General features: G+C 38.2%; 21 protein-coding genes. 2 read left to right on the top strand and 19 right to left on the bottom strand.

Annotated elements, in window-relative coordinates:
* Window positions 1–249: 249 nt before the first annotated feature.
* From FYJ25_RS13500 to FYJ25_RS13445, 12 genes are all read right to left on the bottom strand, one after another.
* Window positions 250–699 carry a stage V sporulation protein AB gene (locus tag FYJ25_RS13500; protein ID WP_154581522.1) on the bottom strand — a complete coding sequence of 150 codons (450 nt, stop codon included), beginning with the start codon at window positions 697–699 and terminating at the stop codon, window positions 250–252.
* Entirely contained in the window at window positions 671–1,333 is a 663-nt protein-coding gene (locus FYJ25_RS13495) for a stage V sporulation protein AA (protein ID WP_154581521.1), read from the bottom strand. The genes FYJ25_RS13500 and FYJ25_RS13495 overlap by 29 nt, the downstream gene beginning before the upstream one ends.
* Window positions 1,334–1,614: 281 nt before the next feature.
* Entirely contained in the window at window positions 1,615–2,334 is a 720-nt protein-coding gene (locus tag FYJ25_RS13490; RefSeq protein WP_096240946.1) for a SigB/SigF/SigG family RNA polymerase sigma factor, read from the bottom strand.
* Window positions 2,318–2,779: an anti-sigma F factor gene (gene spoIIAB, locus FYJ25_RS13485; RefSeq protein ID WP_096240947.1), complete on the bottom strand. Its 462-nt coding sequence runs from the start codon at window positions 2,777–2,779 to the stop codon at window positions 2,318–2,320. Before spoIIAB ends, FYJ25_RS13490 begins: the two co-directional genes overlap by 17 nt.
* Window positions 2,776–3,111 (bottom strand): STAS domain-containing protein, encoded by a 336-nt coding sequence (locus FYJ25_RS13480; protein ID WP_154581520.1) that lies wholly within the window; start codon window positions 3,109–3,111, stop codon window positions 2,776–2,778. Before FYJ25_RS13480 ends, spoIIAB begins: the two co-directional genes overlap by 4 nt.
* Before the next feature lie 210 nt (window positions 3,112–3,321).
* The gene (locus FYJ25_RS13475; protein WP_154581519.1) at window positions 3,322–4,869 is read right to left on the bottom strand and encodes a tetratricopeptide repeat protein; all 1,548 of its coding nucleotides are present in this window, start codon (window positions 4,867–4,869) and stop codon (window positions 3,322–3,324) included.
* Window positions 4,870–4,958: 89 nt separating this feature from the next.
* Window positions 4,959–5,111, bottom strand: coding sequence for a hypothetical protein (locus tag FYJ25_RS13470; RefSeq protein ID WP_021906307.1), 153 nt, complete (start codon window positions 5,109–5,111; stop codon window positions 4,959–4,961).
* Between the two features lie 15 nt (window positions 5,112–5,126).
* Window positions 5,127–6,407 carry a bifunctional folylpolyglutamate synthase/dihydrofolate synthase gene (locus FYJ25_RS13465; RefSeq protein WP_154581518.1) on the bottom strand — a complete coding sequence of 427 codons (1,281 nt, stop codon included), beginning with the start codon at window positions 6,405–6,407 and terminating at the stop codon, window positions 5,127–5,129.
* A 23-nt stretch (window positions 6,408–6,430) separates the two neighbouring features.
* A complete protein-coding gene (locus tag FYJ25_RS13460; protein ID WP_021906305.1) occupies window positions 6,431–9,073 on the bottom strand; it encodes a valine--tRNA ligase in 2,643 nt (880 codons plus the stop codon).
* 159 nt (window positions 9,074–9,232) lie between these two features.
* Window positions 9,233–10,063 (bottom strand): hypothetical protein, encoded by an 831-nt coding sequence (locus FYJ25_RS13455; RefSeq protein ID WP_021906304.1) that lies wholly within the window; start codon window positions 10,061–10,063, stop codon window positions 9,233–9,235.
* Between the two features lie 52 nt (window positions 10,064–10,115).
* The gene (locus FYJ25_RS13450) at window positions 10,116–11,219 is read right to left on the bottom strand and encodes a DUF5716 family protein (RefSeq protein ID WP_096240953.1); all 1,104 of its coding nucleotides are present in this window, start codon (window positions 11,217–11,219) and stop codon (window positions 10,116–10,118) included.
* Between the two features lie 53 nt (window positions 11,220–11,272).
* Window positions 11,273–14,773 (bottom strand): DUF5717 family protein, encoded by a 3,501-nt coding sequence (locus FYJ25_RS13445; RefSeq protein WP_154581517.1) that lies wholly within the window; start codon window positions 14,771–14,773, stop codon window positions 11,273–11,275.
* Between the two features lie 328 nt (window positions 14,774–15,101).
* On the opposite strand from FYJ25_RS13445, the gene FYJ25_RS13440 reads away from it, so the two are divergent.
* Window positions 15,102–16,532 carry a sodium:proton antiporter gene (locus FYJ25_RS13440; protein ID WP_154581516.1) on the top strand — a complete coding sequence of 477 codons (1,431 nt, stop codon included), beginning with the start codon at window positions 15,102–15,104 and terminating at the stop codon, window positions 16,530–16,532.
* Window positions 16,533–16,863: 331 nt separating this feature from the next.
* On the opposite strand, the gene FYJ25_RS13435 is transcribed toward FYJ25_RS13440, so the two are convergent.
* From FYJ25_RS13435 to FYJ25_RS14915, 5 genes are read right to left on the bottom strand one after another with little or no spacing between them, the layout of a single operon-like run.
* The gene (locus FYJ25_RS13435) at window positions 16,864–17,514 is read right to left on the bottom strand and encodes an HD domain-containing protein (protein ID WP_154581515.1); all 651 of its coding nucleotides are present in this window, start codon (window positions 17,512–17,514) and stop codon (window positions 16,864–16,866) included.
* Window positions 17,515–17,553: 39 nt separating this feature from the next.
* Entirely contained in the window at window positions 17,554–19,575 is a 2,022-nt protein-coding gene (locus FYJ25_RS13430) for a S8 family serine peptidase (protein ID WP_154581514.1), read from the bottom strand.
* Window positions 19,576–19,604: 29 nt separating this feature from the next.
* Window positions 19,605–20,585, bottom strand: a complete 981-nt coding sequence (locus tag FYJ25_RS13425; protein ID WP_330578375.1) for a tRNA dihydrouridine synthase — start codon at window positions 20,583–20,585, stop codon at window positions 19,605–19,607.
* Window positions 20,585–21,691 (bottom strand): beta-Ala-His dipeptidase, encoded by a 1,107-nt coding sequence (gene pepD, locus FYJ25_RS13420; RefSeq protein WP_330578374.1) that lies wholly within the window; start codon window positions 21,689–21,691, stop codon window positions 20,585–20,587. Before pepD ends, FYJ25_RS13425 begins: the two co-directional genes overlap by 1 nt.
* A gap of 26 nt (window positions 21,692–21,717) precedes the next feature.
* On the bottom strand, window positions 21,718–21,978 hold the full coding sequence (locus FYJ25_RS14915; protein ID WP_330578373.1) for a hypothetical protein: 261 nt from the start codon (window positions 21,976–21,978) through the stop codon (window positions 21,718–21,720).
* A gap of 233 nt (window positions 21,979–22,211) precedes the next feature.
* On the opposite strand from FYJ25_RS14915, the gene tsaA reads away from it, so the two are divergent.
* Complete coding sequence (gene tsaA / locus FYJ25_RS13415; protein WP_154581513.1) at window positions 22,212–22,985, top strand: tRNA (N6-threonylcarbamoyladenosine(37)-N6)-methyltransferase TrmO; 774 nt, start codon at window positions 22,212–22,214, stop codon at window positions 22,983–22,985.
* Here tsaA and FYJ25_RS13410 read toward each other — a convergent pair.
* Both FYJ25_RS13410 and FYJ25_RS13405 read right to left on the bottom strand, forming a co-directional pair.
* Window positions 22,960–23,421: a GtrA family protein gene (locus FYJ25_RS13410; RefSeq protein WP_154581512.1), complete on the bottom strand. Its 462-nt coding sequence runs from the start codon at window positions 23,419–23,421 to the stop codon at window positions 22,960–22,962. The genes tsaA and FYJ25_RS13410 overlap by 26 nt on opposite strands.
* A 233-nt stretch (window positions 23,422–23,654) precedes the next feature.
* Complete coding sequence (locus tag FYJ25_RS13405; RefSeq protein WP_154581511.1) at window positions 23,655–24,773, bottom strand: C69 family dipeptidase; 1,119 nt, start codon at window positions 24,771–24,773, stop codon at window positions 23,655–23,657.
* Window positions 24,774–24,922 lie beyond the last annotated feature (149 nt).

The raw sequence follows: 24,922 nt of genomic DNA, 5'->3' as shown, positions 1-24,922 counted from the left end.
CATTGTTTTGGTGTGCCGTCAAGGGTGGCGTACGCTGCCGAAAGCTAACATATCTGCAATTTTCAAGGTTCCGATGGAGCCTTTTTTTCAGCTCCATTTTTTCATAGGCTACTTTACACTACCTAAAGCTCTTGTCATTTTTTTCATGAATATCTCTTGAAAGTATCTCCTGATTTTATAAAAGTATTCTTATTTTTGTATTCATTTTTGCAGATGATGCTGGGGCAAAAGTATTTTGACCCTGATATCTTACAGATTAAAAAGATAAAATTGAATCAGACAGCCTATACATTTCCCAAGTGCTGCCGCTTTTACCATATAAGGAAATCCTTTTCTTAATTTTACCCTGCGTGAAAAGATAGGAATAATATTTACCACTTCTGCCAATGCCCCGGCAAGACATCCTGCAAAAATCCCTGTAAACAAACTTGACAGATATATAATGCTGTATCCGGCCGCAGGAAAAATCCAGGAAAATACCGGTTGATACAGAGATAATAAATTAAATAAAAGGATTCCCATAGCCATACTATTTTCATAGACTGGGATATGATCTGCTGTTTTTGTAATCCCGGCAAGCCTTGTTACGATTCCAATCAGACTGATGAAGGCGATAAAACCTCCTGCTACCGCAAAACCAGCACCAAAGGCAACCCAGCCTAAAAGAATCTTATTGATCACGACTGTTACCGGCGACATCTAGTTCTTCCCCTTTCCTTGAAGCACCCAGTAAAAAAGTCTGGTTTACATCCTGCTCATAAAGCCGCATTTGCACTTGTATCGGTGTTGGCTCATTTGTAACTTTTTTTCCCGGAACATGATTGAAAAACAAAAAGACTCCCAATGCCAGTCCTATGGAATAAAACAATTCCACAAAAGTAGGACCATCTGGTTTCTGCCCCACAAATGTTCTGTACAACTGCCCAAACACTTTTGCCATATCCACATCGTTGTTATATCCCATCACCGTAATTCCAGTTCCAAAAAAGCATGTGGCACCGATAAATAAAATTTTCGCTGTCTGTACCCATTTCTTATTCTCTGCATTTTTAGACTTATAATACACAACCATATCCAATTCTCCCACATTGCGAACTTCACCACATGGAATCTGCTCGGATATTTTTTCGATTACTAACAAAATCGAAAGAAAAATCCGTCCTTCTTTTTCTTTGTTCTCATCAAACTCATACAAAATAATATTTCTAATCTCCTCTTCCTTCTTCTTATCCCCACAATAGACAGAAGCAATATCTCCAATATGAATCATTTCATGATCCACATAAGAACTTTGCTCCGCTTTTAAATAAATAATTGTTTTCTCCATACTCATTTTTTCATGCTTATTTTTTCATCCTCATTTCGATATAAAGATGTCACTAAGTCAAACTCCTTATCGTGTAAACTGACCTTTTGATGCCAGATTGCTATGTGCTTTGCACTCTCGCAATCTTCAAAAACATTCATTATCCTATATTATACCAATCTTACGCATTTTCATTCCTCGCTCTGACCATATCTAAACAGAATTTATTCCTTGTGGTATTCACAAACAAAAAAGAATTTCAGATTGCAGCCACAATACAGCTATAATCTGAAATTCTTTTTCTCTGTTTAATTTAAGGAATGCATTCGTAATTTTTCTAATATCTTCTTTTCCATTCTTGATACTTGTACCTGAGATATCCCCATGATTCCGGCAATAACAGCCTGCGTCTGATTTTGAAAATACCGAAGTTCAATTAGTTTCCTTTCCTGTTCATTTAATTTCTGCAGTAGTTCCTGTATGTATATATTATCTACAGTCTGCTCAATTAAGTCCGACTGTTGTTCCAATTTATCTTCTAAATGAATTTCATCTCCTTCATTCTGGTAAATAACCTGATGAAGTGAACATATATCCTGACCGGATTCCATAGCCATAAGGATATCGGATTCATCCATATCTAAGGTTGCTGCGATTTCTTTTAATGTTGGTTCTCTATTATATAATTTTTCATAATGTTCTTTCTCTCTTTTTATTTTATAGGAAGCTTCTTTCAGACTTCTACTTACTTTTACAAGGCCATCGTCTCTTAAAAATCGTTTGATTTCTCCCATAATTAACGGAACAGCATATGTGGAAAACTTTACTTTTCTCTCAAGATCAAAGTTGTCAATACATTTTAATAGACCAATACTTCCAATCTGAAACAAATCTTCTTTATCATACCCTCGCCCCTGAAAACGTTTTACTACACTCCATATCAATCCTGTATTTTCTTCTACTAATATTTCCTGTGCCTTTTTATTTCCTTCTTTTGCCTGCCTGATCAATTCACAGGTCCTCTCCACACTCTTCCCCCTTTCCCATAGTTTTTATGAGTTTTACGCTTGTCCCCTTCCCCGGTTCACTTTTTACGGTTATCTCATCTGAGAAAGCTTCCATAAATGTAAATCCCATACCGGAGCGTTCTTGTGTATGTAACGTTGTATACAATGGCTGCATTGATTTTTTCACATCTTTGATTCCTACACCATAATCTGTGATGATCACTGTAATTTTTCTATTTTCCCGTTTAAAATACGCCTCAATATCTCCACCAGTCTCCGGATATGCGTGAATAATAGCATTGGTAACTGCTTCAGAAACTGCTGTTTTAAAATCTGAGATTTCTTCTAGTGTCGGGTCTAAGATGGATACAAAAACTGCTGCCGTTGTCCGGACAATTCTTTCATTTTCCGGATGATTTCGAAACACCATTTTTAAGCTGTTTCCTATTTCTCCTGCCTGTCTCATTCGTATACCTCCTTTACTTCTTCAATCGTATCTAAAACGGTAACTACATTTTGTATTCCGGACATTTCCAGCATCTTTCGAACAATTTCATTCCCGCCAAATAAATATACTTTTCCATTAATCGGATGAATCTGTCTCACCCTTCCAAGTATTAATCCGATTCCTGAACTATCCATAAATGAGGTGTCCGAAAAATCAAAAATAACATCCCGGATAATAAAGTTCATAAAACTTCTCTCACATTCCTGCCTTATTTGCTCCGCCTGACAATGATCAATTTCTTTTGGCAGACGAATGACCAGACATTGATTTTTTACATGACAACAATTCATTTTTACACTGCCTCCCTTTCTGATAACTTCAAGAATGCCCCGGCATTCTTATTGTGAGATGCGCGTCATGCAATGCATGACATACTTCTTCTGCGTATGCACTTTCTGACCTTTTGGTCCTGGTATCATTCTATAAAAAACAAAAAAATAAGTCCGACATATTCTGTCGAACTTATTTTTATTTATAATGTTTTTTAAAAATAGCAATAATTATTCGTTATCATCAGCAGTATCTGCACTAAAGTCCTCTTCTGTTGTACTCTTTGAACTGCTCTTCTTTGATTCAGAAGAATCTGTGCTGTCATCATCACTGTCTGATTTTGAATCAGAAGACTTCGTGCTGCCACCCTTTGCTTTGGCTGCTGCTTCTTTTGCAGAATTAATTACCATATCAAGACCAAGATTTGCTGCCTTACGAATCAAATCACTATCTCCTGAATTATTGATAATATCATAGAAATATTCTTGTGCCTTATCTGCATTCTTATTTAAGTACTTATAACACATCGCAATATGATACTCCGTATTGTAGCTCTTATCATACTTATAAGACTGCTCAAGGTCATCTAATGCATCCTGATATTTATATGCATCAAAAGAAGCCTTTCCACTGTTATATAACTGTGTAGCTGCATTCTGGAATGCCTTATCTTTCATGGATGTATATAACTTCTTTGCCGTAGATGATGGTAAAGAGTCTTTATCTACTTTTAAAAGATGTTTTGCACATTCTACATAGTTACCGCTTGAGTATGCCTGACTTGCCTTTAAGATGCTGTCGTACATACTATCTTCACCCTTAGAACCTTCATATACTTTAAGACGCTTTGTAAGCTTCTTATTCTTCTTCTGAAGACTCTTCTTATCATCCTTTAATGTATTGATCTCTGCATCTTTTTTATTGGTTGTCTGGCTATATTCCTTCTTTAAGTTATTATAGTCAACACTTACACTTGCCTTAACGCTTGGAATAACAAGTACAAACATGGCAACAACACCGATCGCAAGACCAATTAACATATAAACAAACTGTTTCCATGTTTCTTTATTCGGATCTTCATAATGGTCTACTGGACGAACATTTTTAAGATTCTCATTATCCGGCTTTAAAGCATCTGCAGGAATCTTCTCTGCCACTGTTTCCGGATTCTCTCCGATTTCTTTTAAATACCGACGAGCTGTCGTATTATATCTGTCAATCGCAAGGACATTATTTAAATCTGCCTGTGCAGAGGCAGTATCACCTGCACGCATATGAAGTAAGGCAAATAATAAATGTGCATTCACGAAGTTCGGAGTGACACTAAGTACCTTCTTTACCTGAATCATCGCAAGATCATCACTTCCCTGCTTTGCATAGGAAAGTGCTGCATTATACTTCTTTGCTGTTTCATTAATCTCTTCAAATACTGCTGGATGCTCTTCCATCTGTTTGATATAAAGATTCGCGATATTCTCTTCTACAGAAGAAAGCTTTGCACTGACTTTCCATTGGATATATGCCTTGCCGCCTTCACCCATCTCATTATAAACAAGACCGAGAAGATTTCTTGCATTCTTATGAGACTTATTATAAGTAAGAGCCTTCTTTAAATACATCTCCGCTCCACTTAAATCATGCATCTGCGCCTTTTCAAGACCGATGTTATAATAATAATCTGCAGTATTTAACGCTTTCGCTATGTGTTTATTGTCAAAGCCGCAGGCATTACAGTATCTTCCCACACCAACTGGCCGACCACATTTAATACACTTCATTGAAATCCTCCTAGATCAGACTGTTGTTTCTTTCAATCCATAAGCCGGATAACTAAACCAGCTATTACTTATATTTCTATCAGATGAGCTTACTTAGAAGCTTTCTTTCCTTCACGCTCTGACACCAGTTCTTCTACAAGATCAGTGATATCTTTAACGTCATCACTAAAAAGTTCATCTTCTCCAATCTCAACACCTACTGCTGGTTTAAATTTCTTTAATTCTAAATCAAAATCAAACATGATATATCCTCACTTTCAAAAAATTGTTGTCGCAAAATCTTTAATCTCTCCTGCCAAATACAGTGATCCGAGACATAAAAGATTCTCATATTCTCTATCCTTTAAAGCTGTCTCAAATGCTGTCCTTGCATTATCGTATTCGTATATCGGACACCCTGCTGTCTCTTCTTTAAAACACTGTTTTACTGCAGCAGTATCCGCCCCTCTTGCGCTGTCAATCTTTGTAATGTATATTCTCTTCCAGGGAAGCCTGCCTAGTACACGAATCATCTCAGAATAATCTTTATCTGAACAAACTGCAAATAATAAGAGCCACTCCTTATCAGAATCAGTCAAACTGTTATAAATCTGATGAACCGCTCCCGGATTATGTGCCCCATCCACATAAACATTCTCTGCAATCTCTTCCATCCTTCCAGGCCAGTACATCTTTACAATTCCTTCTCTTATCACATCCTGTGATACTTCCGGTAAAAGAACCTTTACGGCAAGTACCGCTAAGGCAGCATTCTGCACCTGATAGGAAGCATAACTTTTTACTTTTAAGTTGCTTATCTTATAATAACGGCTATTGATAGAAAAATCAATCGTATTCTCACATTTTTTTAAAATTGTAAGCTCTTGCGATTTCAGCCCATAAACAGGCGCATTTTTTTCTTTCGCAGTTCTTTCGATCACTGAAAAAGCACCATTTTCTTCATCAATCGCGACAACCGGAATCCCCTCTTTTATGATTCCTGCTTTTTCCGCTGCAATCTGCTCTATCGTATCGCCAAGAATTTCTGTGTGATCATAACTAATGGAAGTTATGACAGAAAGTACCGGATTTGAAAGAACGGTTGCATCCAGTCTTCCTCCAAGTCCTGTCTCCAAAATACAATAATCTATTGCTTTTTCTGAAAAAATAAGCATACCCATAAAAAAAAGTATTTCAAAGAACGTAAGCGACTGCAAACCTTTCTCCTTGCCCTTCACCATATAGTCTTTTACACTGCACCAGGCGTTGATCAGCTCTTCATCGGAACATTCTTTAAAATTAATACGAAATCTTTCATTAATTTTTATTAAATGAGGCGAAGTAAACAATGCAGTCATATACCCTGCCTGACGTAAAATCGAATCAATATACGCACTGACTGAGCCCTTACCATTTGTCCCTGCAATATGAATCACCCGGAGATTCCTTTCCGGGTGATTCGCCAGTTCAAGATAAGCGGAAAGATTAGACAGGCTTGCTTTTGCACCGAACTTCGGAATCTCGTTGAGCTCCCGTTCCATTTCGCTGTATGTCATCATTCCTAAATCCTTCTTATCGCTATTTATTTCTTAAGCTGAGAAAGACGTTCCGCAACCTGTGCTGCCATTGCAGTATACTTCTCTAACTTTTCTTTTTCTGCCTCTACCTTTGCTGCCGGTGCTTTGCTTACAAATCTCTCATTAGAAAGCATTCCCTTTGCACGCTTAATTTCTCCTTCGAGACGGCCTGCTTCTTTTTCAAGACGGGCAATTTCTTTTTCAACATCAACAAGTTCTGCAAACGGCATATAAATAACTGCATCAGGAATCACTGTAGATACTGCATCCTCTGCAATGCCTGCTTTATCTGCCTGTACATGAACTTCACTTGCATATCCAAGTGTTGCAAAGAATACTTTAGAATCCTCAAATACTCTGCGAACTTCTTCTTTTTCAGATACAACATAGACACTTGCTTTCTTGCTCGGTGGTACATTCATATCTGCACGAAGATTACGAATATTTCTTACAGCATTCTTAATCATCTCTACTTCATTTTCTTCAGCCTTGAAGTCAAACTCTTCTTCAAAAACAGGCCATTCAGAAACCATAATGGACTCTTCTTCATCCTGAAGACTGCAGAAGATTTCTTCTGTGATAAATGGCATATATGGATGTAACAGCTTCAGAGAAATCGTTAATACTTTCTTTAATGTAAAGAGCGCTGCTGCTTTCGTCGTATCTTCCTCATTATAGAGTCTTGGTTTTACCATCTCGATATACCAGTCACAGAACTCTTCCCAGATAAAGTCATTTAACTTGGCAACAGCAACACCGAAATCGTACTTTTCCATATTGTCTGTCACTTCTTTTACAAGAGAATTCGCTTTGGATAAAATCCATTTATCAGCCGGTGTCAGGTCTGCAAGAGATACGTTGCTTAAGTCCGCTTTTTCAATATTCATCAACATGAATCTGGAAGCATTCCATACTTTATTAGCGAAGTTTCTGCTTGCAATAATCTTCTTCTCTGAATAACGCATATCATTACCCGGAGCATTACCTGTTACTAATGTAAGGCGAAGTGCATCGGCACCATACTGTTCAATGATCTCTAATGGATCGATACCATTTCCAAGAGACTTACTCATCTTACGGCCCTGTTCATCACGAACCAGACCATGAATAAGTACGTCACTAAATGGACATTTACCTGTCTGTTCATATCCTGAGAATACCATACGGATTACCCAGAAGAAAATAATATCGTATCCTGTTACAAGAACATTCGTAGGATAGAAATAATCAAGATCTTCTGTCTTTTCCGGCCAGCCTAATGTGGAAAATGGCCATAAAGCAGAACTAAACCATGTATCTAATGTATCCTCATCCTGTGTAAAATGAGTACATCCACACTTTGGACATACGGATGGCATTTCTTTTGCTACAACAATCTCCCCACATTCGTCACAATAGTATGCAGGAATTCTGTGTCCCCACCATAACTGTCTTGAAATACACCAGTCACGAATATTCTCTAACCAGTGCAGATACGTACGGTCAAAATGACCCGGTACAAAACGAAGATCTCCGTTCTTTACTGCTTCGATCGCAGGCTTTGCCATCTCGCTCATCTTTACGAACCACTGTTTTTTCACCATTGGTTCCACTGTAGTATGACAGCGGTCATGAGTTCCTACATTATGTTCATGCGCTTCAATACGTACAAGATATCCTTCTTCTTCTAACTCTTTTACGATAGCCTTTCTTGCCTCGTAACGATCCATTCCTGCGAACTTTCCACCATTTTCGTTAATCGTTCCGTCATCATTTAAAATATTGATTTCTTCTAAGTTGTGACGCTTTCCAACTTCAAAGTCGTTAGGATCATGTGCTGGTGTGATCTTTACTGCACCTGTACCAAATTCTTTATCTACATAGGAATCCGCAACAATCGGAATCTCTTTATTTACGATTGGAAGAAGTACCATCTTTCCAACTAAATCTTTATATCTTTCATCATCCGGATGTACTGCGATCGCAGTATCTCCAAGCATTGTCTCCGGACGGGTTGTTGCGATTTCAATACATTTATCTGTTCCAACGATCGGATAGTTAATATGCCAGAAATGTCCTGCCTGATCCTCGTATTCTACCTCTGCATCAGAAATGGATGTCTGACATACCGGACACCAGTTGATAATTCTTGAGCCCTGATAAATATATCCCTTTTCGTAAAGGCGGATAAATACTTCCTGTACTGCTTTAGAACAGCCTTCATCCATTGTAAAACGTTCTCTGTCCCAATCAGCGGAAGAACCAAGCTTCTTTAACTGGCTGACAATACGTCCGCCGTACTCTTCTTTCCACTCCCAGGTACGCTTTAAGAATCCTTCACGTCCAAGTTCTTCTTTATCAATGCCTTCTTCTTTTAATTTGTTTGTAACCTTTACCTCGGTTGCGATACTTGCATGGTCTGTTCCTGGCTGCCATAAAGCATTATATCCCTGCATTCTCTTAAATCGAATGAGAATATCCTGCAGTGTATTATCTAACGCATGTCCCATATGCAGCTGCCCTGTAATATTTGGCGGCGGCATTACAATTGTAAATGGTTTCTTGCTGCGATCTACTTCTGCATGGAAATACTTCTTATCCATCCATTTTTTATAAAGTCTGTCCTCAATCTCTGATGGATTGTAGGTTTTGTTCATTTCTGTTGCCATGTTGTGGTTTCCTCCTAGTTTTTATCATATATGCCAGGCATTCCTTATTGGTATGTCCCTATAAATCTCCTGACATTCTAACCCTGATGTTATATCGTAAATAACGTACCAGCTACCATAGTATAACTTATTTGCGCATTTGTCACTAATATTTTTTATTTAAATTTCTATTTCTTTGCGAAAATCTCTCTGCAGGCTTCGAACCAGACGCTTTTTCTTTATTTTAGCCTCTTCTTCTTTTCCATTTTCATTTAAAAATACTATTTTTTTATATATTTCCGATACCGCATTATATTGAAAATCTTCCTGATATTCTGCAAACTTTTCCTCAAATGCATCAAGTAGCATATCAGAATCCTCAAATTCCTTCAATTCTTCTCCTGCTGCTTCGATTCCTTCTAACAATGCCGTAATCGCATAATAATAAAAAAGAGATTTCTCCTCGCCTAAATGCTGATATGCCTTGATAAAAGCAATCTTTGCATTCTGAAAACGAAAAAGCTTTGATTCCGCGATTCCAATATTATGATAGATCCGCCCAATCTCATTTTTTTCCAAGTCTTCTTCTGCAAGAGCTTCCTGATAACTTTCCAGCGCTCTTGCTGATCTGCCTGATCTTACAAGCAGGTCGCCCATCCATTTTTTCTGCCGGTAAACCGGAGCATTCATAAGGCTTCGATACTCATCTAAAATATCTCTTATCTCATCTTCATTAAAATAATGCCCTTCTCGAAATAATGCAGAAAAGTACTTCATCTGATCCTTTTCCGGATCTGTCAGACGAATCAGCTGCTTATATAACTTTTCCAGCCCCAGTTCATCCCTGAGATATACGAGCAGATCCTCTCCGGGAAGTGTATGGATATAGCAGATCATATGTCTTTTTAAATAATAACAAAGTTCCTCATAGGAAAAAATCTGTATTCCAGTATCTTCAAAATAATATCCTTTTTTTCCAATCTTACCAATACAGATAAGTGACTCTCTCATCTTCCTTACCTCTTTCCCTCCGTAATGATCTTTTATTACGAAATTAACTTAATTACGAAATTAATTTAAATGGAAAGACTGTAATCTTTCCTGTTGCCGGAAACATTTCTCCAAACCCCATATCTTTCAGTAAAATCACTCCCTCCACCGAAGAAGTAAACCGAACTTCTATGCGAATTCTTGTTGTTTTAGGCGGACGCTTCGGCAATCCTTTTATATCACAGGCAGCTCCCTCGATTTCATTTTCCTTCGTATTATGATAGAAAAAATCTACCCGCTGGCTTTTATCAAGAATAATATCCACACTGCCATGCGTATTATACCACTCTCTTCCTATGGATGTTATCGGTACATACTGCGGCTTTCCTGCCTCTGTTGTAATCACTCCCACCGTATGGTAGACCATATCCGGTCCATCCATGAGAATCATTCCCTCATCCATAAGCTCGATCGGGTGGATTCCCAGAAGACAGGCTCCGTTCGCATACAGATTTTGTCCTAGAAATACTCTTCTTCCGGCACAAAGATAGGTCAGCGTTTTCTTCATCCAGTTTCCTTCAAATCCACTTCCTGTAAGGAAAATAATATTTGCCGGGTTCTTTACAAGAAAACGCTTCACCATCTGTCCAAAATTCGCATCCTGTTCCGGTGTTCCTTCCACTACCCGATATTCATTAAGATCAATCTGTTTTTCTACTGCCCGGTAAGCCTTCTGTCTTGAACGGCGTATCTGATCGATCAATACATAACTCAGTTGGTTATCATGATAATCTAATAAAAGTGTATTGCGATCCCACATAATTCGTTCCTGATGGAATACATATTCTGCAAATGCTCTGAAATGTGTGATGACCTTTACTGTATGAAACTTTAAAAACTCTTCACTTACACTTTCTTTTAATTTATCTCTGTTTTCTTCGGATGGATCTTGCATGGAAAAATGAACCGCCTGATAATCAGACCATTGATATTCTTTTTCCTTCATATACTCTTCCACCAGATGGATTCCTGTCTCTATATATGCCTCTTGCTGCTCTTTTGCTATTGGGAAACTTTCTTCAGACATTTCTTCTTGTCCTTCCCTGTATATGCTAAACTGTACAGAAGTTTTCCCCAGATCAATTCCCGCATATTTTTTTGTATCCAGTTCTTCCATTTATATTATAAACCTCTCAATCTGTTTTTCTGAACCACTATACACTGGTTTATCTACAAAAGCTTCATACACTGGTCTGCAAAAAAAGTTTTTAAAAGATATTCTTTTAACTCTGGCAGTGATGCTTCTTCCGTATCTAAATAATTCAATGTAAAGAAACGGCTTTCCTCTCCATCTTCATATTCAAATGTTTCAAATTCCAGGGCATTCTCATCCGCAACTAGCTTTCCGTCTGCTTCTAGACGATACTTTACATGATCTCTCTGGAAGAAATTCATATGACAGACATACATTCCCGGAAGAACTTCTTCCAAATTCAGATTACGGAAAGAATATTGTTCACCATCAATCTGATAATTCAATATAACATGCTGCCCTGCACGTCCTCTATATGTCAGAAATGTCAATTCTCTGTAATAGATTGGAAAATGAACCCACTGTGCATACGCATGGTAAATCGGAAGATAAAACTTTTCCTGCAAAAAGCCTTCTATAATGTATACTGCCGTATCTTTAATGGTATCGTACCATTCTTCTCTTCCGGCAAAATAATACAGGAAATGAATTCTGGAATGTCGGTTTTCCATGCGGCCATTTACAATCTCCTGACCAATTGCCATATGCATAAAGTCATTCAGCTCCATGGAACTTTCTAATTCTTTCATCGATGCATATTCCAGATAACGGTCAATCAGATCATCTCCCTCATTTGTCTGATAGAACGATTCAAATACCGGAAATACACCTTCTGTATCATTACCAGTAAACATGACCTGTTCAAGAATCTTTCGCTCAAAATCAGCCGTTTCAAGGCCAAAGCGCCTGCCTCTTTCCCAAATATCCAAAAGTACCGCTGTTTCACCCTGAAAATGCTTCATCAGATACGTCAGTGTATCTTTGTTACACTTCTTTCGAATAAATGCCGCATACGCTAAGGAAAGTGTTTCCTCATCCTTCTTTCCCTGATAATATTGCGCACCAAAGGATGCCAAACGGAGAATCTTTGCGGAACCCATTATATCACATCCATATAATTCGATTCCAAAGAAAGCCTCCTCCATCATGCCGACTTCCATATAATAATCCATTAATGTCTTTCTAAATTCTACAGAAATATTCGAGTAATCAATCTTTCCAAGCCATCTGGCCAGGCTTCGCTTTTCCTGATGATTCTCATAATAGGTAAGCAGCTTCTCAACTGCCTCTGTCTGAATCCAACGTACAAAATCATCGTTAAATGTAAGCTGCTGAAGAACGGCTATGCCATCTTCTTTGATTCCCTCGTTCATCTTTTCTGATTCCATTAATAAAATCTTCTTATTAGAAAGGTTACGGCGAATCCATTCTTTTTCAAACTGTTCTGTTGATAAGAACGGCTTTAACTGATATTGAATATCTCTGACATATCTCTGCTCATTATTATCTACAAAATAAAATACAGCTCTGCTATTATATACTTCTACATTGCTTACCCCCGCCGAAAGTGGATAGTATCTTTCCTGTTCTGTTTCCGGACAGGAAACATAGACGCCACTGATATGCGGATTATTACAGATCAGCTTATGATAAAATAAAATATCACATACTGACTTCCAATTATCCGGCTTTTCAAGAACTTCTTTTTGAAAACAAGTATACAGATATGCCAGATGTTCATTAATTCTTCCTTTTAACAGCTGTTCTTCCACAAATGGAAGCATTTTAAAATAATATGCACCGTATACTTCTTCATAACTTTCTTTATTACGCAGTACATTACTATAAAGATATGCCTTTTCCAGATAATCAAGGCTGTTACTATAAGTAAAATAAATAAGCACTCTCTGCGGAATGATATCATATGTTGTAAAGTCCATACTGCGGATAAAGAATTCATTCAATCCTATGATCTTAAGATTTGCTTCCACCGCAAGACGGAAGTATTCATGGTATTCCTTCCCTGTTCGATTCCCTTTTATAAGAAGGGAACAGATTACCTGTAAAAACTGTTCATCCGGTTCAACACCATATAGCTTCTGTGCAATATAAAATACTGCCTTATTATAAAACTTCATCTTTAAAGCAAGCCGGGCAAACTGATAGGAAAGTGCCAGTGAAATATAGCCGTATCTTACTCCCCATCGGAAAATACTGATTTCAAACTTGCCAAGCTCTTCCATATAATTTGGATTCTCATTTAAAATATCACACGCTTCAAAGTATAATAAGCTGCTATTATTTCCATCTTCAAATAATTGTCGTATCGTATCATACTGAAGCCGCTTATTATACACATACTCTCTATCAAGATAAATGAGCATCCACAGCGCCTCTGCCTTATATTCTGATAATTCGTAAAACTCTCTTATTCCGGTAACCGCCTTGCTGATCACCTCCGGAGTCCGGTAATACATTGCTTTAAGATAAAGAAAATAATTCGCTTCTAACGGTTTAAAACCGCCTTTTTGTGCAATCTCTTCTAAAGCTTCCATCGCCGCCTTCGCCTCTTCCTGCTGTTCTTCCATTAACAGGAAATGCATTCGGTAAAGCTTCCATTCATTCTCTTCAGTAGAACGATACAATTCTTTTAAAACCTGTCCAGAATCTTCCGCAAAATCTTCAAATCCAATACTTCCTGTCCTAAAATACAGATAATTATGCATAAGTTCTGCCCGCTTCTTCTTTAATAAAAGCTTCTGTTCTTTATCCTTTATCAAAGCAGAAGACTCTGTCCACCATTCAACCGGAATCTTTATATCCTGCCGAACTGTATCGATTCGTATAACATCGCTTCCATTCCGAAGATTCTGTTTCTTCTCTATCGTAAATGAAAACGTTCCTTCTGTAAAATCATCACTGGAAAAACGGCTCACAGATGGCTGAACCTGTCCCTTTTCACTGTAAATTCTTCCTTCTACATACCCTGCTGAAGTAAGTGCTATTGACAAAGTAGTCTGCGTATCGCTCTCTTCCATTACAATCTTTTCACCAGATACTTCAAGAAACGTCGGTTCTTTATATCCTGCCGCTGTAAGAAATTCTTCTAAGATAAGACTTCTTGATCTGCTCTTCATGAGACTGTGATATAAGCTCTTTTGTTCTGGAAGATGTTCCAGAAATACTTTTTCAAAATTCGGCAGGAAAAATAATTCCATCGCCTCTTTTCGATTCTCTCTATAAATATCTACGAATTCTTCCATCGTAGATATTCTTCCCTTTGAAGTTTCTATATATTTATGTATGACCTTGACAGAGTAAGGAATCGTATATTCGCCCCCATTGGTAATGAGAACTATGTCTCCTTCAAAACTGCTATCCGCCGTTGCCAGCTTGCCTTTAAAATAAAAAGGAATCTCCTGACGGATTCCCTCAAGCCGCTCTACTTCTACTGCCATCTTATCGCTGGTTGTACATACATATCCTTCTATCGGAATCTTATTCTCACTCTCAATGAAAAAGGAATCTTTGTAAACTCGTCCCTCTTCCACCTCAATATCCAGACTCGTAATGGAAAGGCTTACGATTGGCGTTGTATCGTTATTCACCTGGTTTATTATATTAATTTCTTCTTTCACGTCCTATATCCTTCCCTTTTCCATGATATGTCATATTATAGCAAACATTGCTCTATTTTTAAACAGATACAAAAGTTTTTTCCTAATTTATTTTTAAATAAATTTCTAACATTTTTCATAACTTTTTGTGCTATTTTAGACAAATCCAAATGATTGTCCTTTGACATTAAAAAGGCTTCGTCTTAGTATTGATTTAGTTATTTTATTATTTTGGTGAAGTGCGCCCATAATAAGATTATGGCAGTTTCACAATACCGTTTCATACGAAGGTGTACCGTATTAGTGAAGCTACAATAAGTACCAAGCCAAGATACAGGAGGTTGAACAAATGAAAAAACTATTAACCGGACTTTCTGCTTTTCTGCTGTTTAGTCCACTCCATGTATTTGCTGCTGACGGAGCGCTCTCTGATACTGCACTTGGAACTACACTTCCTCTTTGGAGTTGTATTCCTTTTGCTGGAATGCTCCTGAGTATTGCCATATTTCCTCTGATAAAAGAAGAATGGTGGGAAAAGCATAAACCCTGGGTCGTTGCTTTCTGGTCTCTTTTATTTCTCATTCCATTCGCTGTAATCTTCGGTGGACATATTGCATTAGAACATTTAATAGAAGTAACACTCGGTGATTATCTTACCTTTATTGTTCTCCTGTTTGGTCTGTTCTGTGTTGCCGGTAACATCAGTTTACAAGGTGATCTGACTGGCAGCCCAAAAGTAAATGTTGTATTACTCCTCATCGGAACCCTGCTTTCGAGCTGGATTGGAACAACCGGAGCAAGTATGCTCATGATCCGCCCGATCATAAGAGCAAATAAATGGCGGCATCGCAAAGTGCAGATTATGGTATTTTTCATTTTCCTTATTTCTAATATCGGCGGCTGTCTCACACCGGTAGGTGATCCGCCTCTTTTAATGGGATTTATGAACGGTGTTGGATTCTTCTGGAGTCTTAATCTGCTTCCTGTAATGCTCCTGAATGTTCTTATCCTGCTTACTCTGTTTTTCCTGATTGATACAAAAGCATACAAGAAGGATATCGCTGATGGTTTTAAACCAGAGATTCGTCCGGAAAGCGAGCGTATCAAACTTCACTTAGATGGCGCTCACAACATTGCCTTTATGCTTATCATTGTTGCAGCAGTTATTTTAAGCGGTGTCCTTCCTACAACATTTCCTGTTTTCAGTGAAGGACTTACGATCATGGGAGTAACTTTATCCTATGCTTCCATTATTGAAATTATAATGATACTTGCTTCCGCCTATCTTTCTTTTAAAACAACAAAGAGGGAAATCCGAGACAGCAACCACTTTACCTGGGATGCCATCGAAGAAGTTGCCATTCTTTTCATCGGTATTTTTATCACCATGATCCCGGCACTTCTTATTCTGAAAGCACGAGGTGCTGATCTTGGACTGACACAACCATGGCAGTTCTTCTGGATAACCGGAGCACTATCAAGCTTCCTTGATAACACGCCAACTTACCTGGTATTCTTTACTACCGCAGCTTCTCTTGGATTTACCTCCGGTGTACAAACGCTAACCAGTTTTATTCCGAAGGTGGTTCTGATGGCGATTTCCTGTGGTGCCGTATTTATGGGTGCCAACACCTATATCGGTAACGCTCCAAACTTTATGGTACGCTCTATTGCAGAAGAAAACGGTATCAAGATGCCATCCTTCTTTGGATATATGTTCTGGTCACTCAGTTGTCTGATTCCGGTATTTTTAATCGATATGCTGATTTTCTTCCTATAATATTTTAAGTAAAATTTTAGGCAGGCTTTTAAAATATAAAAATAAAAATCTCAGTATAGTCTCTGTGGTGATGCTCATCACAAATACTATACTGAGATTTTTTATCTCAGTCGAGAAGACTCCCACCTCTTTCAGGTGGTGAGTGACAGCAAATTTGTCTCAGTGGGAGTCCAATCTCCGACTGAGATAAACGCTCCGCGAGGATGCGCAGTGATTCTGTAAAGAATATGTCAGCTTACGCTGACCAGAATCACGCGCCAAGTCTCGCAGCAGCTCGACTTGAATTACACTCCTTCTTCTTATTAACACGAAAGCTACTTACCTTACATTATTATTCCCGAAGAGAATCATCTTTTATCGTACCGTTTTTCAAAAATGGTTCTACAAGCTTCTCCCACTCGTACTGCCATAATACCTCAGAACCCTTTGGTGTATCTTTCTGACGCCCCATAAACTGGCTGAGATATACGCCATGTTCCTTCCAGGCTTTCCCGTTTGTCGTAGCATTTAGTATGACCGGCTGCAAGTTATCCATCGTATGTGCAAATCTGGATTCCGGTGTATTCTTTGCCTCGAATTCTTCCCAGATTGCTTTTAACTTTGCTCCCTGATCTTCCGGCAAAAGACCATACAGCCTTTTGGCTGCCTTCTGCTCTCTTTGGGCCTGGGTCTTCTTTCCGTCTTCATCATAAGCATATGTATCACCGGCATCAATTTCAACCACATCATGAAACAGCACCATGACCATTGTTTTTAACACATCAATCGGTTCATTGGCATATTCTGATAAGAGAAACGTCATTAATGCCAGATGCCATGCATGTTCCGCATCATTCTCTTTCCTCTTTCCATCTGATAAATAAGTCTGCCTGCCAATAAACTTTTCTTTATCCATCTCGCGGATAAAGTTGATCTGCTGTTCTAATCGTTTTGTCTGTTCTGAAAATGTATTTGTATTTTCCGATTGTTTTTCTGTATTCATTTTTACTCTTTTACTCTTTTACTCTCTTCTAAGGTTTCCTTAACGTATTCTTATCTTTCGGATTTCTGACCAGCCAGACCAGGATTTCACCCCAGCCTTTTTATAAGAATAGCGCACCCGAAAATAATATACTTTCTTTTTTAACTGTTTAGTAATAAGGCTCCCATTTTTACGGCTTACCGATACTTTTTTTGCCTTTTTAAAACGAGCGTTTGTCGCATACTGAACCTGATACGTTGTTGTGTATGTTCTTTTTTTCCAGAAAACCTTTGCTTTTCTTTTGGTGTTGCGCCGTACCTTTACTTCTTTCAGTGGCTTTAAGAAATATGCTTTCTTTACTGAGCTGAATCCTCCAAACACGCCCCCGTTATATGCCCGTACTTTATAAGAATACTTCTTACCCTGCTTAACCTTTTTATCAATGTAAAAATCTTTTGAAGAAGACACGACCGCTACCTTTTTCCATGATCCCTTATTCTTTCTTCTATAAACATAATAGGAATCTGCACCGTATGCCTTTTTCCAGCTAACTTTGATTCCCTTCTTTACATTGGATACACTTTTCAGTGTTGTACGGAAAATAACGATATACCGCTTATGGGAGATTCCTCTTTGAAACAGATTCGTCATGATCGGACAGCCCCATCCATAATAACTGTCCTTTCCTTTGGAACCAAGATCCCCGCAGTATAATTTTAATTCCCGATAAATACCATCTACCGATAAATTAGACTGCATCATTTTTAAATAAGCAATCGCCGCTGTAATATGAGGTGCTGCCATAGATGTTCCTGAACTTTTCGCAAAGTTTCCTTTATAGTAAGCGCTGACAATATCACTTCCCGGAGCTGTAAAATCAATGGCACTTCCACGATTGGAGTAATAGGCAAGCCGCCGACTGTAATTAATTGCTGAAACAGCGATCGTCTTACTATAGCAGGCTGGATAACAATAACGAACATCCACACCTTTACTTCCACCTTCTCCATTACCAGCAGCACAGCAAATAGGAATTCCTCTATTATATGCCTTATCAATTGTCGAATCAAGATAATCATATAAGCTGGCATTCACATCAATAAATCCCATACTCAGATTTACGACATCTGCATTTTTGCTTACAGCGTACTGCAATGCTGTCTTTATCGTGAGCAAAGAAGACTTTCCCTCATTATTAGATACTCTAAGTACTAACAATTCAACATTTGCCGGCGTAGCATCTGCGATAATTCCACTTACATGGGTACCATGTCCATAGGTATCCTTTACATTACGATTATTTCCAAAGAAATTATAACTCTGTGAAGAAACTTTTCGTCCTGCAAACAAAACATTAGACGTATTAATTCCTGTGTCAACTACCGCAACGGTGACACGTCTTGTATACCCGTTTGAGGCAGCCTGCTTCTTCAATTCATTCAATCCCATATAAGCGCTTCCCCAGGAATACGTTCCCTGGCCATTCTCTCCCCCCTGAGAAAGAGGAAGTCCCATCGTAGATTCTTCAACAGAAACTACTTTATCCGGATAACAGGATGAATAGATCCGACTTAATTGCTGAAAGGCTTCTTCCGTTTTTTCCTCTGAATCATACTGTAAAATCGTTTCATGATCCATTTCATTGACATAAACTTCTGATGCACCACAAGTATCCTTTACCTGATCACTTTCCACAATAAGACGCTTCGTCTGATATGGTGCGGTCACTTCTAAATCTCCGTCCGTATTCTCTTTGACTTCATATACGCCATCCTGCTTATCAAGATAATTATCTAAAACATCTTCTGACTTTGTTATACTCTTTGCTTTTGAAGAACTAACATCAAATGTATCTGAAACCTGCTCCTGTTCTCCATCTTTTTCCATCGTATCTGTTCCTGGAGTAATTACCATTTTTTCAAAGTAATCATCATCCCATGTATCTGATATTAAAGCAGATATCTGTTTATAATCCGTAACATCCTGTTTGGTTCCTGATACTTCTGCCGCATCTGTAATACGAAAAGAGAAAAAAACACACAGTATACAAATCATCGTTACAGCTGTTATTTTCTTCCACATGTTATTCACCTCCGGGGATATACCACAATCTACTGCACGCCTGCTTCTCGGAAAAGAGCATTCACGATCGTATGGTATTCCGCAACTGTCTTTGCCTTCTTTATCTTCTTTCCATACTTCTCACATTCCGGGAAAAGCGGAATCATATAAGACCATACTTCTTTTAATTTAAACAAAACATTTCTTCCGCCAGACATAATATATTCATATCCATAGCACAACTCATCCAGAAATGCCTTCCATCTGGCATAATCTATGTCTTCTTTTGAAAATTCTAAGCTTTTGTCTCCTTCACAGTCAAAACTTTCTGTAAGCTGAGGATTCGCGATCATTCCCCGGCCGACCATCACAGCCGACAGTTTAGGAAATCGCTTTGTTACTTCCTGTACATCCTGCGCACAAAATATATCTCCGTTATAACAGACTGGATGTATACTTTGTGAAAAACCTTCTGCAAAAGCCTCGTAGTTTACCGGATTCTTATAGTAATCTTCTCTTACCCTTGCATGAATGATTACTTCCGAAATCGGAAACTGATTATAGAGAGATATCAAGTCTTTTATTTCTTCTGGCTTCTCCATGCCAAGTCTTGTCTTTACAGAAACAGCTAGGTTCACTCCCGAAAAAACTTCATCAAAAAAAGCTTTCATCCCATCAAGATCTGACAAAAAACCACTTCCCTTTTTCTTAGAAACAACCGTTCCGGATGGACATCCCAGATTAAGGTTCACTTCCTTATACCCAAGCTCTCCCATCATCTGTGCCACTTTTATAAAATCTTCTGACTTATTCGTAAGAATCTGCGGCACAACTACGATATCCTGATTATGTTCCGGCAAAATGTCATTCTTCTCTCTGGTATTTAAGCCTTTTTTCGGTTTTGGGGTCACAAACGGAGTAAAATATTTATCTACTCCATGAAAAAACTTATGATGTGCATTACGATAAATATACCCGGTAATCCCTTCAAGAGGTGCAGCGTAACACTGCACCTTATGTTTGTTTTCCACTATTTAAGCCTCTTTAATACTTCTACCGTATATTCATAAATTCTCTTTGTACTTGAAATGGAGAGACGTTCCTGTGGTGTATGAATGTCAAAAATGTCTGGTCCATAAGATACACAATCAAGACCCGGCATCTTCTCGGAGAATAATCCGCACTCAACACCAGCATGGATTACTTCCATTACAGGCTCTTTTTTATACATTTCACGATAAGTATCTCCCATTAAAATACGGAGCTTGGAATCTTCTACATATTCCCATGCAGGATAATCACCGGAACGGCTTACCTTTCCGCCAAGACTTTCTGTCAAACATACTAATCTATCATAAAGCTCTTCTTTCTCACTTGCTACGCTGCTTCGTACAGAAAATACAAGAGAAACGGTATCTGCTTTTGTTTCTAAAATACCAGGATTTAAAGAAGTCTGTACAAGCCCTTCCATATCCTTACTCATCTTCTGCACACCCCAAGGGAATGTACGAAGTGCTGTGATTACTGCATTACCACAGACATCCGTCATAGGAAGCACACCGTCAACACTTTCTGCATCCTCTTTAGAAAGCTCTAAAAATCCTTCAATAGACATGCCTGCATCTGTCTTATGGTATTCTTTTTCAATGATTCCCTGCTGTTCCTTAAGGATATCCATGAAAAGATCTTCCTGACCCGGTGCAAACATAAGGATTGCTCTTGCACTTCTTGTAATCGCATTATCTTTTAATCCACCATCTACAGATACAACTGTAAAATCAGCCTTTTTCTTTAATTCATAAAGAACTCTTCCAAGAACAACATTCGCATTCGCTCCCTGTTTCTGAATCTCTACACCGGAATGTCCACCTGTCACGCCACTTACGTGAATAGAAACCAGCTTACCGTTCCAACGTCTTCTCTCTGCCGGGAATTCACAATCCACTCTCATTCCTCCGGCACATCCAACAAGAAAATGTCCCTCATTCTCAGAATCCAGATTCAGCATAAGACGAGACTTCAAAGAAGAACAATCCATTGCTACCGCACCAAGCATACCAATCTCTTCATCTACAGTAAATACTGCTTCGATCGGTGGATGTTCCAGCGTATCATCATCAAGAATCGCCAATGCCATTGCTACCGCAATTCCATCATCTCCACCTAATGTAGTTCCTTCTCACATACCATATCCAGATGTCCCTGAATAATTACCGGCTTGGAATCCTCATATCCTTTTGAACCATTCTTTAAGATAATAATATTATTCTCCGCATCCTGATGATATGCCAAACCTCTTTCTTTTGCAAAATTCACACAATAATCACTGATTGCTTTTGTATTCGTTGAGCCATGTGGGATATTGCAAAGCTCCTCAAAATAATAAAACACCTTTTCTGGCACTAAGTTGTCTAAAACTCTCATTTTTATCCTCCTATATTTACCGGACATTTTTCGCTGCTTTATGTTCTAAAAATTATCCATTCATTCCGGCATATTATTACTTATTATAACTCAAATTCTATCTTTACGCAATTTCTATCTTGTCCCAATTAGCTTTTTTGCACTTGTATTTGTAAACTTAACCCACTATACTAAAAATATGAACGAAATTACGACAATACAAATATTTAAGGAAATTATTGAGGAAATCATTTATGGAACAAAAACAATTTTCACCTACAGATTCACATTTTAAACATAGTTCTTTTCAACATTCCCCCAGCACCCCTGACGCTTCATTATCACTGCAGCCGATTGCCTATATTCACTCTGATTTTTCAGAAAAATTTGGCATTCCACGCCAAAGCGGTTTAGTAAACAGCCTGCAGGCTAAAATCGTATTTACAGAACCATTTCGCAATCAGGACTGCATCCGCGGAATCGAAGAATTCTCCCATCTATGGCTTATTTGGGGGTTTTCCAAAAATCAGCGTGACAAGTGGACACCAACCGTCCGCCCGCCAAGACTCGGCGGAAATAAAAGAAAAGGAGTATTTGCCAGTCGTGCGCCTTTCCGCCCAAACCCTCTTGGACTATCCTCTGTACGCTTAGAAAAATGTATCCCCACTTCTCCGGAAGGACCACTGCTCTATATTTCCGGTGCAGATTTATTAGACGGTACTCCAATCTACGACATCAAACCATATCTTGCTTTTACCGATTCCCATCCGGAAGCTTCCGGAAGCTTTTCCACAAAAGCTTTAGAGCACCGTCTTGTCATCCACTGTCCTGAAGGATTACTGCACCTTATCCCCATAGAAAAAAGACAGTCTCTCTTAGACTGCCTTTCCCTTGACCCACGACCTTCCTACCAGCATGATCCAGAACGAATCTACGGCATGAACTACGCAGGTTTCGATATTCACTTCAAAGTAAATCATAATGATCTCTTTGTTACAGAGATTATTCCTTCTCACGAAATACAATAAGCTTACTGATAATATAATTCAGTACAACTACGACAAACTGTGCTGCAACCTTTACTAAAATACTGTTGAAGTGCAGTTTGTTAATAAAGATCAAAAGAATCACTTCCTCGACAACTAATGTAAACAAACGTCCGCCAAAGAAATTGATGATTTCCAAAAACACTTCCTTTACTCCATGTCTCTCTGCATTAAATACCCATATTTTATTCGTTACATAAGCAAATAATACCGCCAGAATCCATGAAATAATATTCGCTACAAGAGGATTCATATGTAATGCCACATCACAATAACTATAAGAACCAATGCTGATGACTGTAGTTAACCCTCCAAAAAACAAATATAACAATACTTCTTTATATTTATAATAGATGCTCTCAAAAATATTCAATCCCGGAAGCGCCATAATCTTATCAAAAATATCTTTCTTTTCCATTTCACATCTCCCCTGATTACATAAACTCATTTCAAACAATATACCTGTGAAATCATAGCACAAAGTGGAGAAGAAATCCAGAAAAAAGTGATAAACAGTTAATTTTCACAAATCCTGTATCCTGTTTTAATAAAAAATTGGGTACAAAGCAAAAGCCATTATACAGAAAATGTACTCCGTATAATGGCTTTTTCGTTCACTTATTTTTCGTTCGTCTGCTTGTGGGTCAATATTTATTTCTTGATTGTGACTTTCTTAATCAGACTCCATCTTCCATAGACTTTTGTCTTACCGTCTAACTTGTAAGCTCTTGCCTTGATATAATATGTCTTTTTCTTTTTCAGTTTCTTGATTGTCTTTGTAACTTTCTTTGTAGAAACAACCTTCGTTGTCTTCTTTGTAAAGTTTACATTCGTAGAATATGCAATCTCATATCCTGCTGCCTGTGCAGTCTTCTTCAGAGACACTTTTACTTTTTTGCCTTTTAATGCTTTTGCTCTTACTTTTATAGCTGCCGGAGCTGTTACTTTGGCAGGAGCTGGTGTAACAGTATTATCTGCTTTCTTTGCTGGTGCTACTACCATGGATAAATCGTAGACGATATCCTTTGCACTGAGGCTGGACTGCTCATAAACTCTAGGCTTTGGATACCAACGTGTATTTCTGTACTTATTATATAACTGTACGTCTTTTACCTCAGAAGATAATGTTCTTGCAAATCCAAGTGTCTCATCACCAATCGCAATACCAAGATTTGTTGCATAATATTCCAGATTCTCTCTGTCTGTATTATAAACATTCAGCATCTGTTTATTTACATTCTTCTGTAATTCTTCTACTGTCTTCATATAAGTTTCATAAAATGCTGTAACTCCCGGTCTGTAAAGAGTTCTGTTCTCTCCCTCTTCACACAGATATCCTACATTTCTGAAAGTCCAGTATGCAGAATCTGGATTGTACTTTAATGCCTCTAATTTATAAGCTTTAGAAGTATCTGTTAATAATGCGCCATAGAATGGTACAAATGTAGAACAATCTGCATTAGCCATACATACCCACTGTACAGTAGCAAGCTCTGTTGGCATGGATGCATCAATCTGGAAAATATGGCATTCTGCGGAACCTGTTGTACCAATCACACGTTCAATATCACGCTGAAAATCCATATCTTCATAGCGATATCCAGCCAGTTTATAGAGTTTTTCCACTGTTACATCTTTACAGTCAATAAACATATCCTGATAGGCATCCGTGTAAATACCCATATTATCTTTTCCACTTAAAAGATACTGGCCTCCACGGATTCGATCTGCATTTCCCGCAGATAAGCTTCCATCCCTATTACGTATCATATAACCCTCTCCAGAATAAGAAAGGTACTGTAAAGTTTTACAGTCCTATTTTTGTTTAAAACCTTATATTTTCAAGGATTTCATCACTTTTTACGAATAAAAAAGCAATGACCCCCTTTTTCATGTATAATGTAAGTGACCAAACTCAA

The sequence above is a fragment of the Anaerobutyricum soehngenii genome, assembly GCF_009697165.1.
Lineage (GTDB): Bacteria > Bacillota > Clostridia > Lachnospirales > Lachnospiraceae > Anaerobutyricum > Anaerobutyricum soehngenii.
This window is presented reverse-complemented; position numbering and strand designations above follow the sequence as displayed.

Bases quoted from the DNA above. Each gene is read 5' to 3' on its own strand.
- FYJ25_RS13500 (WP_154581522.1), bottom strand. From the start codon at position 699: ATGTCGCCGGTAACAGTCGTGATCAATAAGATTCTTTTAGGCTGGGTT.
- FYJ25_RS13495 (WP_154581521.1), bottom strand. From the start codon at position 1,333: ATGAGTATGGAGAAAACAATTATTTATTTAAAAGCGGAGCAAAGTTCT.
- spoIIAB (WP_096240947.1), bottom strand. From the start codon at position 2,779: ATGAGACAGGCAGGAGAAATAGGAAACAGCTTAAAAATGGTGTTTCGA.
- FYJ25_RS13480 (WP_154581520.1), bottom strand. From the start codon at position 3,111: ATGAATTGTTGTCATGTAAAAAATCAATGTCTGGTCATTCGTCTGCCA.
- FYJ25_RS13475 (WP_154581519.1), bottom strand. From the start codon at position 4,869: ATGAAGTGTATTAAATGTGGTCGGCCAGTTGGTGTGGGAAGATACTGT.
- FYJ25_RS13470 (WP_021906307.1), bottom strand. From the start codon at position 5,111: ATGTTTGATTTTGATTTAGAATTAAAGAAATTTAAACCAGCAGTAGGT.
- FYJ25_RS13465 (WP_154581518.1), bottom strand. From the start codon at position 6,407: ATGATGACATACAGCGAAATGGAACGGGAGCTCAACGAGATTCCGAAG.
- FYJ25_RS13460 (WP_021906305.1), bottom strand. From the start codon at position 9,073: ATGGCAACAGAAATGAACAAAACCTACAATCCATCAGAGATTGAGGAC.
- FYJ25_RS13455 (WP_021906304.1), bottom strand. From the start codon at position 10,063: ATGAGAGAGTCACTTATCTGTATTGGTAAGATTGGAAAAAAAGGATAT.
- FYJ25_RS13450 (WP_096240953.1), bottom strand. From the start codon at position 11,219: ATGGAAGAACTGGATACAAAAAAATATGCGGGAATTGATCTGGGGAAA.
- FYJ25_RS13440 (WP_154581516.1), top strand. From the start codon at position 15,102: ATGAAAAAACTATTAACCGGACTTTCTGCTTTTCTGCTGTTTAGTCCA.
- FYJ25_RS13435 (WP_154581515.1), bottom strand. From the start codon at position 17,514: ATGAATACAGAAAAACAATCGGAAAATACAAATACATTTTCAGAACAG.
- FYJ25_RS13430 (WP_154581514.1), bottom strand. From the start codon at position 19,575: ATGTGGAAGAAAATAACAGCTGTAACGATGATTTGTATACTGTGTGTT.
- pepD (WP_330578374.1), bottom strand. From the start codon at position 21,691: ATGGCATTGGCGATTCTTGATGATGATACGCTGGAACATCCACCGATC.
- FYJ25_RS14915 (WP_330578373.1), bottom strand. From the start codon at position 21,978: ATGAGAGTTTTAGACAACTTAGTGCCAGAAAAGGTGTTTTATTATTTT.
- tsaA (WP_154581513.1), top strand. From the start codon at position 22,212: ATGGAACAAAAACAATTTTCACCTACAGATTCACATTTTAAACATAGT.
- FYJ25_RS13410 (WP_154581512.1), bottom strand. From the start codon at position 23,421: ATGGAAAAGAAAGATATTTTTGATAAGATTATGGCGCTTCCGGGATTG.
- FYJ25_RS13405 (WP_154581511.1), bottom strand. From the start codon at position 24,773: ATGATACGTAATAGGGATGGAAGCTTATCTGCGGGAAATGCAGATCGA.